This window comes from Microbispora triticiradicis, assembly GCF_005864065.1.
GTDB lineage: Bacteria > Actinomycetota > Actinomycetes > Streptosporangiales > Streptosporangiaceae > Microbispora > Microbispora triticiradicis.
The window spans coordinates 538,549-553,432 of record NZ_VANP01000005.1; the positions used below are offsets into that span (position 1 = coordinate 538,549).

Annotated in this window: 9 protein-coding genes; 6 read left to right on the forward strand and 3 right to left on the reverse strand. The window is 72.3% G+C overall.

Features of this window, described 5'->3' with window-relative positions:
• Positions 1-33: 33 nt before the first annotated feature.
• The 6 genes from zwf to FED44_RS16560 all read left to right on the forward strand — a co-directional run bounded on the left by zwf (position 34) and on the right by FED44_RS16560 (position 10,636).
• Complete coding sequence (gene zwf, locus FED44_RS16535; protein WP_138461241.1) at positions 34-1,554, forward strand: glucose-6-phosphate dehydrogenase; 1,521 nt, start codon at positions 34-36, stop codon at positions 1,552-1,554.
• Positions 1,551-2,498, forward strand: coding sequence for a glucose-6-phosphate dehydrogenase assembly protein OpcA (locus tag FED44_RS16540; RefSeq protein WP_138461194.1), 948 nt, complete (start codon positions 1,551-1,553; stop codon positions 2,496-2,498). The genes zwf and FED44_RS16540 overlap by 4 nt, the downstream gene beginning before the upstream one ends.
• The gene (gene pgl, locus FED44_RS16545) at positions 2,495-3,274 is read left to right on the forward strand and encodes a 6-phosphogluconolactonase (RefSeq protein ID WP_138461195.1); all 780 of its coding nucleotides are present in this window, start codon (positions 2,495-2,497) and stop codon (positions 3,272-3,274) included. Before FED44_RS16540 ends, pgl begins: the two co-directional genes overlap by 4 nt.
• A gap of 164 nt (positions 3,275-3,438) precedes the next feature.
• On the forward strand, positions 3,439-8,610 hold the full coding sequence (locus tag FED44_RS38095; RefSeq protein ID WP_138461196.1) for a pentapeptide repeat-containing protein: 5,172 nt from the start codon (positions 3,439-3,441) through the stop codon (positions 8,608-8,610).
• Between the two features lie 3 nt (positions 8,611-8,613).
• Positions 8,614-9,288, forward strand: coding sequence for an SLATT domain-containing protein (locus FED44_RS16555; RefSeq protein WP_111699323.1), 675 nt, complete (start codon positions 8,614-8,616; stop codon positions 9,286-9,288).
• A 115-nt stretch (positions 9,289-9,403) separates the two neighbouring features.
• Positions 9,404-10,636 carry an ROK family transcriptional regulator gene (locus tag FED44_RS16560; RefSeq protein WP_111699324.1) on the forward strand — a complete coding sequence of 411 codons (1,233 nt, stop codon included), beginning with the start codon at positions 9,404-9,406 and terminating at the stop codon, positions 10,634-10,636.
• Between the two features lie 162 nt (positions 10,637-10,798).
• On the opposite strand, the gene FED44_RS16565 is transcribed toward FED44_RS16560, so the two are convergent.
• The 3 genes from FED44_RS16565 to FED44_RS16575 form a co-directional block, all read right to left on the reverse strand.
• Positions 10,799-11,680: a hypothetical protein gene (locus tag FED44_RS16565; RefSeq protein ID WP_138461197.1), complete on the reverse strand. Its 882-nt coding sequence runs from the start codon at positions 11,678-11,680 to the stop codon at positions 10,799-10,801.
• 93 nt (positions 11,681-11,773) lie between these two features.
• Positions 11,774-13,291, reverse strand: a complete 1,518-nt coding sequence (locus tag FED44_RS16570; RefSeq protein ID WP_167521494.1) for an SMP-30/gluconolactonase/LRE family protein — start codon at positions 13,289-13,291, stop codon at positions 11,774-11,776.
• 430 nt (positions 13,292-13,721) lie between these two features.
• Positions 13,722-14,786, reverse strand: coding sequence for a GNAT family N-acetyltransferase (locus tag FED44_RS16575; protein ID WP_111699326.1), 1,065 nt, complete (start codon positions 14,784-14,786; stop codon positions 13,722-13,724).
• Positions 14,787-14,884: the final 98 nt, after the last annotated feature.

Sequence of the window (14,884 nt, forward strand, 5' to 3'; positions counted from 1 at the left end):
GCCGCCACCACCACCGCCACGACCGACCTGACCATGGAGGTCAACCCGCTGCGCGACCCGCGCGACCGGCGGCTGCCGCGGGTCGCCGGGCCCTGCGTGCTGGTGCTGTTCGGCGTCACCGGAGACCTCGCCAAGCGCAAGCTGCTGCCGGCGATCTACGACCTGGGGAACCGGGGGCTGCTGCCCCCGGGCTTCTCCCTGGTCGGCTTCGCCCGCCGCGACTGGGCGCACGAGGACTTCGCGCAGGTCACGTACGAGGCGGTCAAGGAGCACGCGCGGACGCCGTTCCGCGAGGAGGTCTGGAAGCAGCTCAGCGAGGGCATCCACTTCTGCCCCGGCGAGTTCGGCGACGACGGCGCGTTCGACGTGCTCTCCATGATGCTCAAGGAGATCGACGAGACCCGGGGCACGGGCGGCAACTACGCCTTCTACCTGTCGGTGCCGCCGAAGTTCTTCCCGGTCGTCGTCGAGCAGCTGAAGCGGACCGACCTCGCCAAGGCCCCCGACGGGTCCTGGCGCCGGGTGGTCATCGAGAAGCCGTTCGGGCACGACCTGAAGAGCGCCCGCGAGCTCAACGAGATCACCAGCGCGGTGTTCCCGGAGAGCTCGGTCTTCCGGATCGACCACTACCTCGGCAAGGAGACCGTCCAGAACATCCTGGCGCTCCGGTTCGCCAACACCCTGTACGAGCCGATCTGGAACCGCGGCTACGTCGACCACGTGCAGATCACGATGGCCGAGGACATCGGCATCGGCGGCCGGGCCGGCTACTACGACGGCATCGGCGCGGCCCGCGACGTGATTCAGAACCACCTGCTGCAGCTCCTGGCGCTCGTCGCGATGGAGGACCCCACGTCCTTCGACGCCGACGCGCTGCGCCGGGAGAAGGAGAAGGTGCTGCGGGCCGTCAGGCTGCCCGCCGACCTGTCCACCGGCACGGCCCGCGGGCAGTACGACGGCGGGTGGCAGGGCGGCGAACCCGTCGTCGGCTACCTGGAGGAGCAGGGCATCCCGCCCGAGTCCACCACCGAGACGTACGCCGCGGTGAAGCTGGAGGTGGCCAACCGCCGGTGGGCGGGGGTGCCGTTCTACCTGCGTACCGGCAAGCGGCTCAGCCGCCGGATGACCGAGGTGGCGGTGGTCTTCCAGCGGGCTCCGCACCTGCCGTTCAGCCAGGACGACACCGAGATCCTCGGTCACAACGCGCTGGTCATCCGGGTGCAGCCGGACGAGGGCATCACGGTGCGCTTCGGCTCGAAGGTACCCGGCACCGCGATGGAGGTCAGGGACGTCAACATGGACTTCGCCTACGGCGAGTCGTTCATGGAGTCCTCCCCCGAGGCGTACGAGCGGCTGCTGCTCGACGTGCTCATCGGCGACCCGCCGCTGTTCCCGCACCAGCGGGAGGTGGAGCTGTCCTGGAGCATCCTCGACCCGATCGAGGAGTTCTGGGCCTCCCAGGGCAGGCCGGAGGGGTACGCGTCGGGCTCCTGGGGCCCCGCCTCGGCCGATGCGATGCTGGCCAGGGACGGACGCGCCTGGAGGCGGCTGTGACGACGTTCAACCTGACCGAGACGACCGCGTCGAAGATCTCTTCGACGCTGACCCGGCTGCGGCACCAGATGGGGGCGCCCGCCGTCGGCATGGTGCTGACGCTCGTCGTGGTGGTCGACGAGGCCGGGCAGTACGACGCCCTGCGCGCGGCCACCGACGCGGCGCGCGAGCACCCCTCGCGCATCCTGATCGTGATCAACCGCGATCCCGCCGAGCCCAACCGGCTGGACGCCGAGATCCGCGTCGGCGAGTCGGCGCCGGGTGAGGTCGTGCTGCTGCGCCTGTACGGCGAGCTGACCGAGCACGGCGACTCCGTGATCATGCCGCTGCTGCTCACCGACACGCCGGTGGTGGCGTGGTGGCCGGGCGACTGCCCCGAGGTTCCCGCGAAGAACCCCATCGGGCACCTGGCCAACCGCCGGATCACCGACGCCCGGTCGGCCCAGGACGCCGTGGCCGCCGTCGCCTCCCGGGACGCCAGCTACGTCCCGGGCGACACGGACCTCGCCTGGACCCGGCTGACGCCGTGGCGGAGCCTCCTGGCCGCCGCCTTCGACCAGCCCGTCGGGAAGATCGAGAGGGGCGTCGTGGAGGCCTCGCCGGGCAACCCCAGCGCGCCGCTGCTGGCCGCCTGGCTCTGCGACCGCCTGGAGGCGCCGATCGAGGTCGCCGACTCCGGCGGCCCCGGGCTGACCGGGGTACGGCTGCTGATCGAGGGCGGCGGCGAGATGACGGTGAGCCGGGGCGACGCCCGGCTGGCCACGCTGTCGCGGCCGGGGCACCCGGACCGCCGGGTCGCCCTCGCCCGCCGCCCCACGTCGGAACTGCTCGCCGAGGAGTTGCGCCGGCTCGACCCGGACGACATCTACGCCACCACGATCCGCCGCCTGGCCCAGACGAACGAGCAGGCGGATCGTCGGGCGAAGAAGGGCGGGCGGTCGTGACCGCCGTACCCGGGGTCATCGTCCACCGCGACGCCACGGTGCTGGCCCAGGCCGTGTCCGCCCGCCTCATCACGAGGCTGGTGGACACGCAGGCCGCCCGCGGCTCTGCGCACCTGGTGCTGACCGGCGGCACCGTGGGGATCGCGACGCTCGCGGCGCTGGCGGCCACGGCCGCGCACGACGCGATCGACTGGCGGGCGCTCGACATCTGGTGGGGCGACGAGCGGTTCCTGCCGACCGGCCACCCGGAGCGCAACGAGACGGGGGCACGGCAGGCGCTGCTCGACCACGTGGACGTGGACCCGGAGCGGGTGCACGTCATGCCCGGCCCCGACTCGGGGATGACCGCCGAGGAGGCAGCCGAGGCGTACGCGGTGGAGCTCGCCAAGGCGGCCAGGCCGGAGGACCACGGGCCGGTGCCGTCGTTCGACGTGCTGCTGCTGGGCATGGGCCCGGACGGCCACGTCGCCTCGCTGTTCCCCGACAAGCCCGCGGTGTACGAGGAGGAGCGCTCGGTGGTGGCCGTGCACGGCTCCCCCAAGCCGCCGCCGACCCGGCTGTCGCTGACGTTCCCCGCGCTCAGGGCCGCCAGGGAGACCTGGGTCGTGGTGGCCGGCGAGGACAAGGCACAGGCCGTCCACCTCGCCCTGTCCGGCGCGGGGCCCTTCCAGGTGCCCGCCGCCGGGGCGCGCGGGCGGCAGCGCACGCTGTTCCTGCTCGACCGCGCCGCCGCCGCCAAGATCCCGCCCGGCCTCGGCCGGATCGCCTCCCCCTGAATCCTGTTCCGCGAAAGAGCGGCCGGGCCGGGTATCCTACCCCGCCCGGTCGTTTCTTTTTGCACAACTGATGGCGCGAATCCTCATTTATGGAGTCTCACCGCCGACAGGACAATTGTGGTTAGAATTTCCGCCCGGTAGCGATTCGCGCATCAGGAGGTGTGGTGACGGAGCGGCGCGCGATAACGGTGCTGCACGTGTCGGACACCCAGTTCGGCGCCCATCACCGGCACGGCGCCGAGGGCGTCACCGAGCAGGACCGGACGTACTCCTCGCTCGCGGCACGGCTTCTCTCCGACGTCAAGCGGTTGCGCGAGGAGCACGGCGTCTCCCCCGATCTCGTCGTCGCTTCGGGCGACCTCGCGGAATGGGCACGCCCGGCCGAATTCGACCAGTTTTATGACTTTCTGACCGAACTCGCCTCCGGGCTCGGACTGAGCCGGTCGCGCGTGGCCATGGTGCCCGGAAACCACGACGTCAACTGGAAGAAGTGCGAGGCGTATTTCCTGAACTGTCAGGGCGACGACACCGAGCCGGTCCCGCCGTACTGGCCGAAATGGGAGCCGTACGCCCAGACGTTCACCCGGTTCTACGACGGCGTCCCGGGGGTCTCGTTCGCCCGTGACCAGCCGTGGACGCTGTTCGAGGTGCCGGAACTGAAGACCGTGATCGCCGGGCTCAACTCGACCATGGCCGAGAGCCACCGCGACGAGGACCACTACGGCTACTGCGGCGAGGCGCAACTGCGGGCGTTCGCCGAGCTCTTGTCGGCCTTCGAGCGGGAGGGCTGGCTGCGGATCGGCGTGATGCACCACAACCCGGTGATCGACGACGAGCACGACGACGCCTTCCTCCGGGACCGGGCGGCCTTCCGCGAAATCCTCGCGCCTCGTCTGCACGTCTTGCTGCACGGCCACACCCATCAGGGCCGGGTGGAGAGTTTCGGGGCCGACGCCCTGCCCGTGCTCTGCTCGGGCAGCGCCGGCGTGCGGCAGAGCGCCCGGCCGGACGACGTCCCCAACCAGTACCAGCTCGTCGAGATCACCCGGACCGGGTTGCGGGTCCACGGCCGGCGCTACAACCCCGACCGGCTGCGCTGGGAAGCCGACACCGCGATCGGACGCGACCCCGACCAGTCCGTGCTCGCCATCGACCGGCCGTTGCGGGAGGCGCACGCCGCCTTCCCCGACCCCGATCGGGACGGACCCGGACCGGACGACGGCACCTCGTACGCCAGTCGTCGGTTCATCGAGCAGTTCCCGCGGCGTGACGACCTGCTCTCACGGGTGCGCCGCGTGTGCGAGTTGCGCCACCCCGATGCCGAGGTGGACGAGGTCCGCAACGGCACGACCCGGACATACCTGCGCGTCTCCCGGTTCGACGGATACCGCGTGTCCATGTTCCCGGTCGGTGTCTACACGGGATGCCCCGGCTGGGAGGAGGTCCGGGCGTTCCACGACGAGGTCGACGCCCTCTACCGGGCCGGTGACCCGTACCTGACGTCGTTCCTCGTCTACGACGGCGAGCCCGTGCCGGGAGAGCTGCGCCGGTGGGCGGAACTGCGCGGGCTCCAACTGCAGAACCTGCCGAGGTTCCAGGGCATGGACGCGCTGCGCCCGTACGCCGGCCGTCAGGCCAGGCGGCTGGCCGGAAGTGACGTCTATCCGTCGAGGCTGTTCGTACCCCAGCGCTTCGTGGTCGTGCGCGGCGGGTCCGCCGCGACGCCGGGGCCGGCCGAACCGGCGGTCGACCTGCTGACGCGGCTGCGTGAGTGGGTCGCGGACCACGAGGGCAGGTTCGTCGTCGTCCTGGGCGACTTCGGATATGGCAAGACGTTCCTGTTACGCGAGCTGACGCGGCTGGTGCAGGAGGAGGGCCGGCCCCCGGTGATCCCGATCCTGATCCAGCTCCGGGAGCTGGAGAAGGCGCACAGCCTGGACGAGCTGCTGGCCGCCCACCTGACGGCCGGAGGCGAGGAGGTGATCGACCTCCAGCGGCTGCGCTACCTCATCGAGGAGGGCCGCGTGCTGCTGCTGTTCGACGGCTTCGACGAACTGGCCCTGCGGATCACCTACGACCAGGCGGCCGAGCACCTGAAGTCGCTGGTGCAGGCGGCGCGGGGACGCGCGAAGGTCGTGCTGACCAGCCGGACCCAGCACTTCCTGTCCGAGCGGCAGGTGGAGACCGCGTTGTCCGCCCAGCTCTCCGGGGTGCCCGGCCATCGCCTGGTCAAGCTGCTGGAGTTCGACGACGGGCAGATCCTGGAGTTCCTCACCCGGCAGATGGGAGGGGACGAGGAGCGGGCCCGCGCCCGTCTCGACCTCCTGGGCGACGTCCGCGACCTGCTGGGACTGTCGCGCAACCCCCGGATGCTGAGCTTCATCGCACGCCTGGACGAGGACCGGTTGCGTGAGATCCGCGACCACGAGGGAGAGATCAGCGCGGCCCGGCTCTACCGCGAGCTGCTCCAGCGGTGGCTGGAGTTCGAGTTCGAACGGGCCCAGCCGCGCGGCGCGATGCGGGCGTTGTCGGTCGCCGACCGCTGGAACGCCGTACGCACGCTCGCGCTCCGGCTCTGGGAGTCCGGCGAGGACACGCTGGGGCTGGCGGAGCTGGGCGGTGCCGCCAGCACTCTCGGACACCTCGCGGACCTGCAGATCAGCCCGGAGCAGGCCTCGCACATGATCGGCTCGGGCACACTGCTGGTGCGCACGGAGGGCGAACGGTTCGCGTTCGTCCACCGGTCGGTCATGGAGTGGCTGGTTGCCGACCACGTCGCCAAGACCCTTCGCGACGGCGACGAACCCGGAGAGATGAGCACCCGCCTGGTCTCCGACCTCATGGCCGACTTCGTCGCCACCCTCGCCGGTCACCGGCGATCGGTCGCCTGGGCCCGCGAGACTCTCGCCGAGAGCGATTTCCCGGTCGGGATCGCCAAGGTGAACGCCCTGACCCTGCTGAGAAGGCTGCGCGTCCCGGTCAGCGACGGCAGGTCGAAGGTCTACCTGCCTGGGGCCGACCTGCGGGGTCTCGATCTCAGCGGCACGGACCTGCGTGGCGCCAAGCTCTTCGGCGCGAACCTGGAGGGCGCCCGTCTCGACGGCGCCGACCTCGGCGGGGCGAACCTGATCGGGGCCGACCTCACCGATGTCTCCGGCAGGGGCGTGCGGCTGGTGGAGGCCCACCTCGGCACCGCGAACCTGTCGCGCGCCCGGCTCCTCGGCGCCGATCTGAGGGGCGCGGCGGTCGACGATGTCAGGTGGTGGCGCACGGCGCTCGTCGGCGCCCGTCTGGACGCACCCGAGGAGATGGCCCGGGCCCATCCGGATGCGGCTCTTCCGGGACAGGCGCCGCCCTCCCTCCAGTTCGGTCCCGTGCGCAGCGTGGTCAACTGTCTGGCCTGGGGCGGCCCTTCTGGCAAGATCCTCGTCGCCGGAACGTCCGATGGGACGCTCGCCGTCTGGGACGCCGCCACCGGACAGCCGATCCGCAGCTTTGGTGCCCACATTCGCGGCATATTGGCCATCGCGATCAACCCGGAACAGTCACATGTGGCCACCTGCGGCGATCACGGCAGCGTCCGCGTCTGGGACGTCACCACCGGCGCACGGATCCACACGCTCGACGGCCACACCTCCTGGGTGGGCGCCGTCGCCTACAACCCTCACGGCACCGGCCTCGCGACAGGAGGATGGGACAGGACCATCCGCGTCTGGGACACGATCAGCGGTGCAGTGACTCGTACCTTCACCGCTCCCGGCCCTGTACACGCGCTCGCCTACAGCCCTGACGGCACAAGCCTCGCCGCCGTCGGAGACGGCCCGATCGTCCACATCTGGGACCTGAGCACCGGGTCGCTCGCCCTATCGTGGGTATGCGACCTCAGGTCGCTGAACACGGTCGCCTACCATCCTGACGGAAGGCGGATCGCCGTCGGCGGACTCGACGGTGGCGTCCAGATGTTGGATACGCGAACCGGCACCCTTGTCCGGATGTCGGAGGGACACTCCGGCCACGTCCGCGCCCTCCTGTACAGCCCCGACGGATCCTGGCTCGTGAGCGATGGTGGCCGTGCCGGGACCATCCGCGTCCGGGACACTCGTAGCGGAGAGACTCGCCAGGTCCTCGACGGACACGTCGGGCATGTGACGGCCCTCGCTTACAGCCCGGACGGCACCGCGTTCGCCAGCGGCGGCACAGACCAAGCCGTACGCGTGTGGGATGCCGCGACCGGTGTCTCCTCGGACACGCTGGAGTCCTGCACAGAGGGGATGCGGGCCGTCGCCCACAGTCCCGACGGCGCTCACCTGGCGACCCTGGACTACGACGGCGTTCTGCGGCTCTGGGATACCGGAACCGGCCGCCTCAACCGGGTTCTCCTGGGGCGCCCGGGTGCCGCGGCCCTCGCCTACAATCCCGACGGTATTCACGTCGCCGTTGGCGGCATGGACGGTGTCGTGGTCGTCTGGGACGTGACGGCCGGTCGCAGCGTGCAGGTGATCGAATCGGAGACCGGGTGGGTGAGCGACCTCGCCTACAGCGCCGACGGTCTTCATCTCGCCGCAGCGACAGAGCACATGATCCGTGTGTGGGACGCCACGACCGGTGACACCGTCCGCACCCTGCCAGGCGGCTCCAACGCCTGGAAGGCCCTTGTATACAGCCCCGACGGCAGTCGCCTCGCCGTGTGCGAAGGCACAGAGCCCATCTGCGTCTGGGACACCGCGACCGGCCGTCTGCTCCGCGCGTTCGGCGGCCGTGCCGACAGTGGAGTGACCGCCATCGCCTACAGCCTCGACGGCACCCGGCTGGCCAGCAGCGGCAACAACCATGTCATAGGAATCTGGAACGCCGAGACCGGGGAGCCGTTACGCCTCCTGAAGGGGCATGACGACCAGGTGCGGACCATGGCCTTCAGCCCCGACAGCAGGCGCCTGGTCAGCGCGGGTGACGACCGTACGGTGCGGGTGTGGGACTCGGAGTCCGGCGACCTCCTGCACGTGCTCCGTGGCCACCAGGGGTTCGTGCTGTCCGTCAGCCACAGTCCCGACGGCAGGCAGGTGGCCAGCGCCGGGAGTGACGGCACGATCCGGATCTGGGACGCCGTCGCGGGCGAGGCCGTGGCGACGCTGCTGGCGCTGCAGGACGGGTGGGCGGCCTTCAGCCCGGACGGCCTGACGTACAAGTATCGCGGCACTCCCGGCGGCGCGTTCTGGTGGGCTGCCGGTCTGTGCACGTTCGCGCCGGGGGAACTCGACGAGTTCGTCCCGGAGTTGCGACGGGTGGACGACGACACCCCGCTGACCGCGCTCGCGAAGCCGTACGGGAAGGGATGAGCCGTGCCCGACGAGACGACCGGCCCGGACCGGGACCGGCCGGGAAGCCTGCCGCCGGAGCGGCCGCCGGGCCCGCTCGCCCGGCGCAGGCAGCGTGACCTGGGCACGCGCCCGTTCCCGCTGCTGACGCCGGAGGAGTGGCGTGAGCCCGGCGGCGCGCTGCGGCGGATGTACGAGAGCGCGCAGGCCAGGGCGATGGAGACCGCCGACTGGTACCTGGACGACCGGGTACGCATGCGGCTGGCCTCGCAGGTCCTGCGCGGGCTGGCCATCCTGCTGGCGGCGGCCGGTGGCCTGCAGCCCCTCGCGGCGGCCGCGGGCGGGACGGCGGGCGCGCAACTCGGCGGCGGCAACCTCGCCTGGGGATACGTCCTGCTGGCCGGCGCGGGCGTCTGCGTCGCCCTCGACCGCATCCTCGGCCTGTCGTCGCGGTGGATGCGCGACATCACGACCGCGCAGAGGATCCAGCAGCGGCTGGTGGACTTCCAGTTCGACTGGGCCGACCTCAACGCCCGGGACGCCGTGGGTCAGGAGCCGGTCCCGGTGCACGACTACCTCGCGCTGCTGCGGGCGTTCCTCTCCGACATCTCCTCGATCACCCAGGAGGAGACCTCCGAGTGGGTGAACGAGTTCCAGAGCGCGGTGGCCCAGCTCACCAACCACTCCGGCGACCGCTGAGCCGCCTTGGGGATATTCCTGAGCGGGACCCCGATTGGTAACCTCACGGGGTGGCAGGGTTCGGTGAGGCAGGGGCGACGGGCGCCTCCGCCCTGCGTCCCCGCGGCGCGGCCCGATGAGGGCCGGGAGCCCGCAGGGTCCGCCGACACCGAGGGGCGGCCGGACCCAGGAGGAGATCCGCCGCAGCAACCTCGGCGCCCTGCTGCGGCACGTCCACCTGAACGGCCCGGTCTCCCGCTCCGCGCTCGCCGGCCGGATGGGCCTGAACCGCAGCACGATCATGGCGCTGACCGCCGAGCTCACCGCCGCGGGCCTGGTCCGCGAGGAGCTCCCCGCCGACACCCGCCGGGCGGGCCGGCCGTCGCTCGTGGTCCGGCCCGAGTCGGGCCGGGTGTACGTCCTCGCCTTCGACGTCCGGGTGGACCGGCTGGTCGCCGCCAGGGTGGGGCTCGGCGGCGTCATCCTCGACCGCAGGGAGGCGGTCAGGCGGCGACAGGCCGACGCCGATCTCGACGACGTCGTCGGCGTGCTGGCGGAGTTCGGCCGGGAACTGCGGCGCGAGGCCGATCCGGGCTCGGTGTGCGCCGGTGTCGGCGCGGCCTACTGCGGCATGATCCGGCCCGCCGACGGCACGGTCCGGTACGGGCCCTACATGGGCTGGGTCGACCAGGCGTTCGGCGACGAGCTCGCGGCCGGGCTCGGGCTGCCGGTCGCGGTGGGCAACGAGGCCCATCTGGGCGCGCTGGCCGAGCACGAGCGCGGGGCCGGCGTGGGCTTCGACAACCTCGTCTACCTGCACGGCGACGTCGGAGTGGGCGGCGGGATCATCGTCGGCGGCCGGCTGCTCGGCGGCGACGGCGGCTACGGCTGCGAGCTGGGGCACATGGTGGTCAACCCGTACGACGGGCGGCCCTGCATGTGCGGCTCGCGCGGCTGCCTGGAGGCGGAGGTCGGAGAGCACGCCCTGATCGACGCCGCCGGCCGGTCCGGCGAGCTCACCGGACGTGAGGGGGTGCGGGCCGTGGTGGCGGCGGCCGGGCGCGGCGACGAGGCGGCCGCGGAGGCGCTGGAACGGATCGGCGACTGGCTGGGCATCGGGGTGGCCAACCTGATCAACCTCTTCAACCCCGGCCTGGTGATCTTCGGGGGCATGCTCCGCGACGTCTACCCCGGCTCGGCGGAGCACGTCCGCCGCCGGGTGGAGGCCAACGTGCTGCTCATCTCGCGGGAGCGGGTGCGGCTGCGCGTCTCGGCGCTCGGGGACGACGCGACGCTGATCGGCGCCGCCGAGCTGGCGTTCTCCTCCCTCATGACCAGTCCGCTGGAGGCGCTCGCCCACCTGCGATGACGCCGGGCCGGACACCAGGCGAGGCGGCGGACCCGGACCGGCACCGCGCCTGGTGAGGCCTCGGGCCACCCGCGCCTCCCGATCTCCTCAGTGTGCCGCGGAACGGCCCGGACAGGCGATCGACGGCTTCGCGACCCGCACCCGCGCGCATGCCGGGTCGTCTCACTCCTCGGCGGACCGTGCGGCGTCGAGTGCTTCGCGTGCCTCGTCGGCGCGGAGATGGGCCGAGCGGGCGGCGCGTTCCGCGCCCGCCTCCTCGCGCCGGGCGGCGTCGAGCCGGTGGGAGGCGGCCTCCAGCTTGTCCTTCGCCCTGGCGAGCTTCGCCGTCAGCGTCTCCACCTTCTCCGCACGCCGTCCGTGCTCGCGCGCGGCGTCGGCGTGCTCGGCCGCCCGGTCGGCGCGGCTCCGCTCCGCCTCGGCCGCCGCCTGCTCGGCCTCGGCGAGCGCGCGTTCGAGGTCCTTGACCCGTCGCTCGCGTTCCGCCTCCCCGCGCCGCCGTTCCGCCTCCAGAGGCTTCCTCTCCGCCTCCCGGCTCTCGCCCGCGCGGCCGGCCCTCCCGGCCGGGCGTACGGGGGCCGGGGTGAAGCCGCTGTAGCTGAGGGGGCGGGTCAGCCTGCCCCGGCGCACCTGCTCGGCCGCGTCCTCGTCCACCACGGCGGCGTCGAGGGTCTGCTCGATCTCCAGGTCGGCCGCCGGGGCCAGCGGATGCCCGGCCGCCTCGGCGTTCTCCCGTACGGACCGGACGGTGCGGGCGATGAGCGGGGTGCGTTCGCGGCCCGCCTCCGCGAGCGCCTCGGCGTCCTGGGCGCGCCACGCCTCGCGCAGCCGCCGCCCCAGGTCGAGCAGCGGATCGAGCAGCCCCTCCCGCCGGGCTGCCTGGTTGACCGCCCAGGCGACGACGGCCGGCCTGCGCAGCGCCTTGATCTGCTTGGCCAGCGCGGCGTCACCGGCGGCCTTCGTCTCCTTCGCCAGGGCGTCCCGGGCCGTGGTGAACTCCCCGGGCACCATGCCGTAGAGCCGGTCCGCCGCCTCGTCGAGGTCCACAGACCACCTCTACCTCAGTTTTCCCCGGCGTTCAAAGGTGTCGCGTCGGGTGTGAGGCGCCCGGCCGGGGCCGGACGCCTCACATCGGGACTGTCAGTACGGCCAGCCGGGGACGTTCAGCCGGACGCGGTAGAGGCCGAAGTTGCCGGTGTTCCCGCCGCGGGAGGGCGTGCCCGAGGTGATGTACAGCGTCTGGCCGTCGGGGCCGCCGAAGGCGACGTTGGTGGTGTTCTGCCCGGCGGAGATGGTGCCGAGCTGCACGCCGGACGGCGCGTACACGTGGACCTTGCCGTCGTTGAAGGAGGCCTGGTACAGGTTGCCGGCGCAGTCGATGGTCACGCCGTCCGAACCGTTCAGGGACGCGAAGTCGGAGCGGGTGCCGACGCTGCCGTCGGAGTTGACGGGCCACTTGTAGATCCGGCCCGTGCCGTTGCCGCCGACGTAGAGCGTCTTGCCGTCAGGGGAGAGCGCGACGCCGTTCGGCTCCCGGATGGTGTCGTCGATCAGCGTGACGACGTTGTTCTTCACCCGGAACACGCCGGTGCGGCCGGACATCTGGTCGGTCCGGTTGGCGCGCTGGAAGTCGGGGTCGGTGAAGTAGACGGTGCCGTCCGGGCCGACGGTGAGGTCGTTGGGCGAGTTGAAGGCGCGGCCCTGGTAGGAGGAGGCGACCACCCCACGCGTCCGGTCGGGCAGGTGGAAGGAGGAGACGCTGCGCTGGTCGTGGGTCGCGGCCAGCAGGGTGCCGCCGTCCCGGGTGAGGGCGAGGCCGTTGCTGCCGGAGTTGGGAATGAAGGTCTGGAAGGTGTTCGGCTCGGTGAACCGCAGCACGTCCGAGGGCTGGACGTTCTCCGACCCGGTGCCGTCACGCATGAGCGACAGCAGCAGGGTCTGGGTGGCGGAGTCCCAGACCGGGCCTTCCAGGAAGTTGAACCCGTCCCGGATCTTGGTGGCGGTCACCGACGACGACGGCAGCGGGTTGGGGTAGGTCGCACCCGGCGTGCACGGTCCGACGCCGGGGCGCGGCGTGCCCGTGGGGGTGACGCTCGGCGTCGGCGAAGGCGTCGGGGTCGGCGAAGGCGTCGGGGTCGGGGTCGGTGAAGGCGTGGGGGTGGCCGAGGGCGTGACGGTGGGCGTGGCCGAGGGCGTGACCGTGGGCGTGACCGTCGGCGTGGGGGTCGGGCTGAGGGTCACGGGCCCGCTGCACATGACGCCGTTGAGCCAGAAGGTGTTGGGTATCGGGTTGCCGCCGGTGATGCTCGCGGTGAACCCCATCCCGCTGGCCGTGCCGTTCGTGGCGATGGAGCCGTTGTACGACAGGCTGGTGGCGGCCACGCGCGTGCCGGACTGCGTCCAGGTGGCGTTCCAGCCGGACGCGATCTTCTGGCCGGAGTCGGGGAAGTCGAACTCCAGCTTCCAGCTGCTGACCGGGTCGCCGAGGTTGGTGATGGCCACGTCGCCCTGGAAACCGCCGCCCCACTGGCTGACGATCTTGTAGGTCACCTTGCATCCGGCGGCGGCCGCGGCCGGCGTCGTCACCGTCGCGACTCCACCGGCGACGAGCGCGGCGGCCAGCCCGGTGGCCGCGACGGTGGCGAGACTTCGTCTCATAGGGAAGTCCTTTCGGGAACGGCGACGGGCGGCTGCCGCCCGCGTGTCAGAGTGCCGTCCCGAAATTAAGCGACTGAGCAGACGGTCGCGATCGGCCGCCCGGTGCGGCGTTCGCCCTGTGAGACGAGGTGTGGTTGTCTTTGTCGCGGCGGCGGGTCACGCGCGGCACCGGCGGCCCCCTCAGCCTGCGCGAACGCGACCGCCTTCGCACCCGGCGAGCCGATCGGCGGCCGGAAGGCGCCCAGGCCACGGCGCTGAAACGTTCAGCCCGCGCCGAGCGCGCCGGGACGTGCGCCAGTGTGACCCGAGCGGCCCGAGCGGTCCGGCGCGGTGCCCGGAAGCGGCTGACCCTCCACACGGCCGGCGGCGGCGACCGTCCTGGTCCGGTGCCCTGAGCAACACCGGACCAGGAGGACCACCCGTGAGGACGTCAGCTCGGGGATGCCGCCGCCATCACGCCGACGGCGATCCGCCCCTCCATCACACCGGGGTCCTCGGTGTGGGTGAGCGACGCGCCGAGGGAGCTCAGCAGTCTGCGCAGGCGCATGTTGTCGAAGAGCAGGGTGACCCGCACCTCGGCGAAGCCGAGGTCCCGCGCCTGGGTGAGGAGCATGCGGGCGAGCGTGCCGCCGAGGCCTCTCCCCTGCCAGCGGTCCTCCACCAGCAGCGCGATCTCCGCGATGCCCGGGTCCGCGGTGAACAGCAGGCTGGCGAGGGCCACCACCTGCCCGTCGTGACCGGCGACGAGCGACTGCCCGCGGGCACGGTCGCACAGCCGGTCGAGCATGCGCGGCGGCAGGTTGGGGTTGGAGGTGAAGTAGCGGAACCTGCGCGTCTCGGGCGAGCAGCGTTCGTGCAGGTCGCGCAGCGCCTCGCGGTACAACGGGGTCAACGGCTTGACCTGCACCTCCGCGCCGTCGGCGAGCCGCACCGGCCCCTCGGCCGCGGACGGCTCGGCCGGCGGCTGCGCCAGCCTCACCATCGCGGCGGCGCGGGCCGCCTCCGTCAGGGTGAACGGGAGCCCGGCGCGGCGCAGCCGGATCGACCGGCGCGGCGCCACGGGCACCACCAGCAGCGTGGGGTCGGGAAGCTCCGGCGTCTCCCCCTCGTTCCGGTCGCCGGGACGCGCCGCGGCCGCGCCGTACACCCAGCGGGCGTCGTCGGCGCGCAGCAGCTCGCCCAGGATCTCCGGCAGGCGCCAGGGCGCCGACCGCAGCCGGGCGGCGAGCAGCAGCGTACGGGTCGGCTCGTCGGTCAGTTCGTGCGCGGTGGCGGGCACGATCCGCACGCGCCGCCCACCGGCCGCCTCCAGCGCCTCGCGTACGGCCTCGGGGGACGCCGGGATCTCCGTGACGAACTCGTCGACCGTGCCGTCCGTGTCGGGCTGCACCGAGAGACCGAGTATGTTGCCGCCCCTGTCGGCCAGGGCCGACGTCAGCGACGCCAGCCGTCCCGGCCGCTCGTCCACGGTCGTACGGATCCGGAAGAACCCCATCGGTGCCGCTCCCTCCGTTGCGCTGACCCTCAGCCTGCCGGAGAGCTGTTACACGCTTGCTACACGGCGGTGAGCCGATCGTTTCCTTTTGGTATGGC

What these genes read in the sequence shown, in the direction of transcription:
- zwf (WP_138461241.1), top strand. Translation starts at nt 34, where the DNA reads ATGGAGGTCAACCCGCTGCGCGACCCGCGCGACCGGCGGCTGCCGCGG.
- FED44_RS16560 (WP_111699324.1), top strand. Translation starts at nt 9,404, where the DNA reads ATGAGGGCCGGGAGCCCGCAGGGTCCGCCGACACCGAGGGGCGGCCGG.
- FED44_RS16570 (WP_167521494.1), bottom strand. Translation starts at nt 13,291, where the DNA reads ATGAGACGAAGTCTCGCCACCGTCGCGGCCACCGGGCTGGCCGCCGCG.
- FED44_RS16575 (WP_111699326.1), bottom strand. Translation starts at nt 14,786, where the DNA reads ATGGGGTTCTTCCGGATCCGTACGACCGTGGACGAGCGGCCGGGACGG.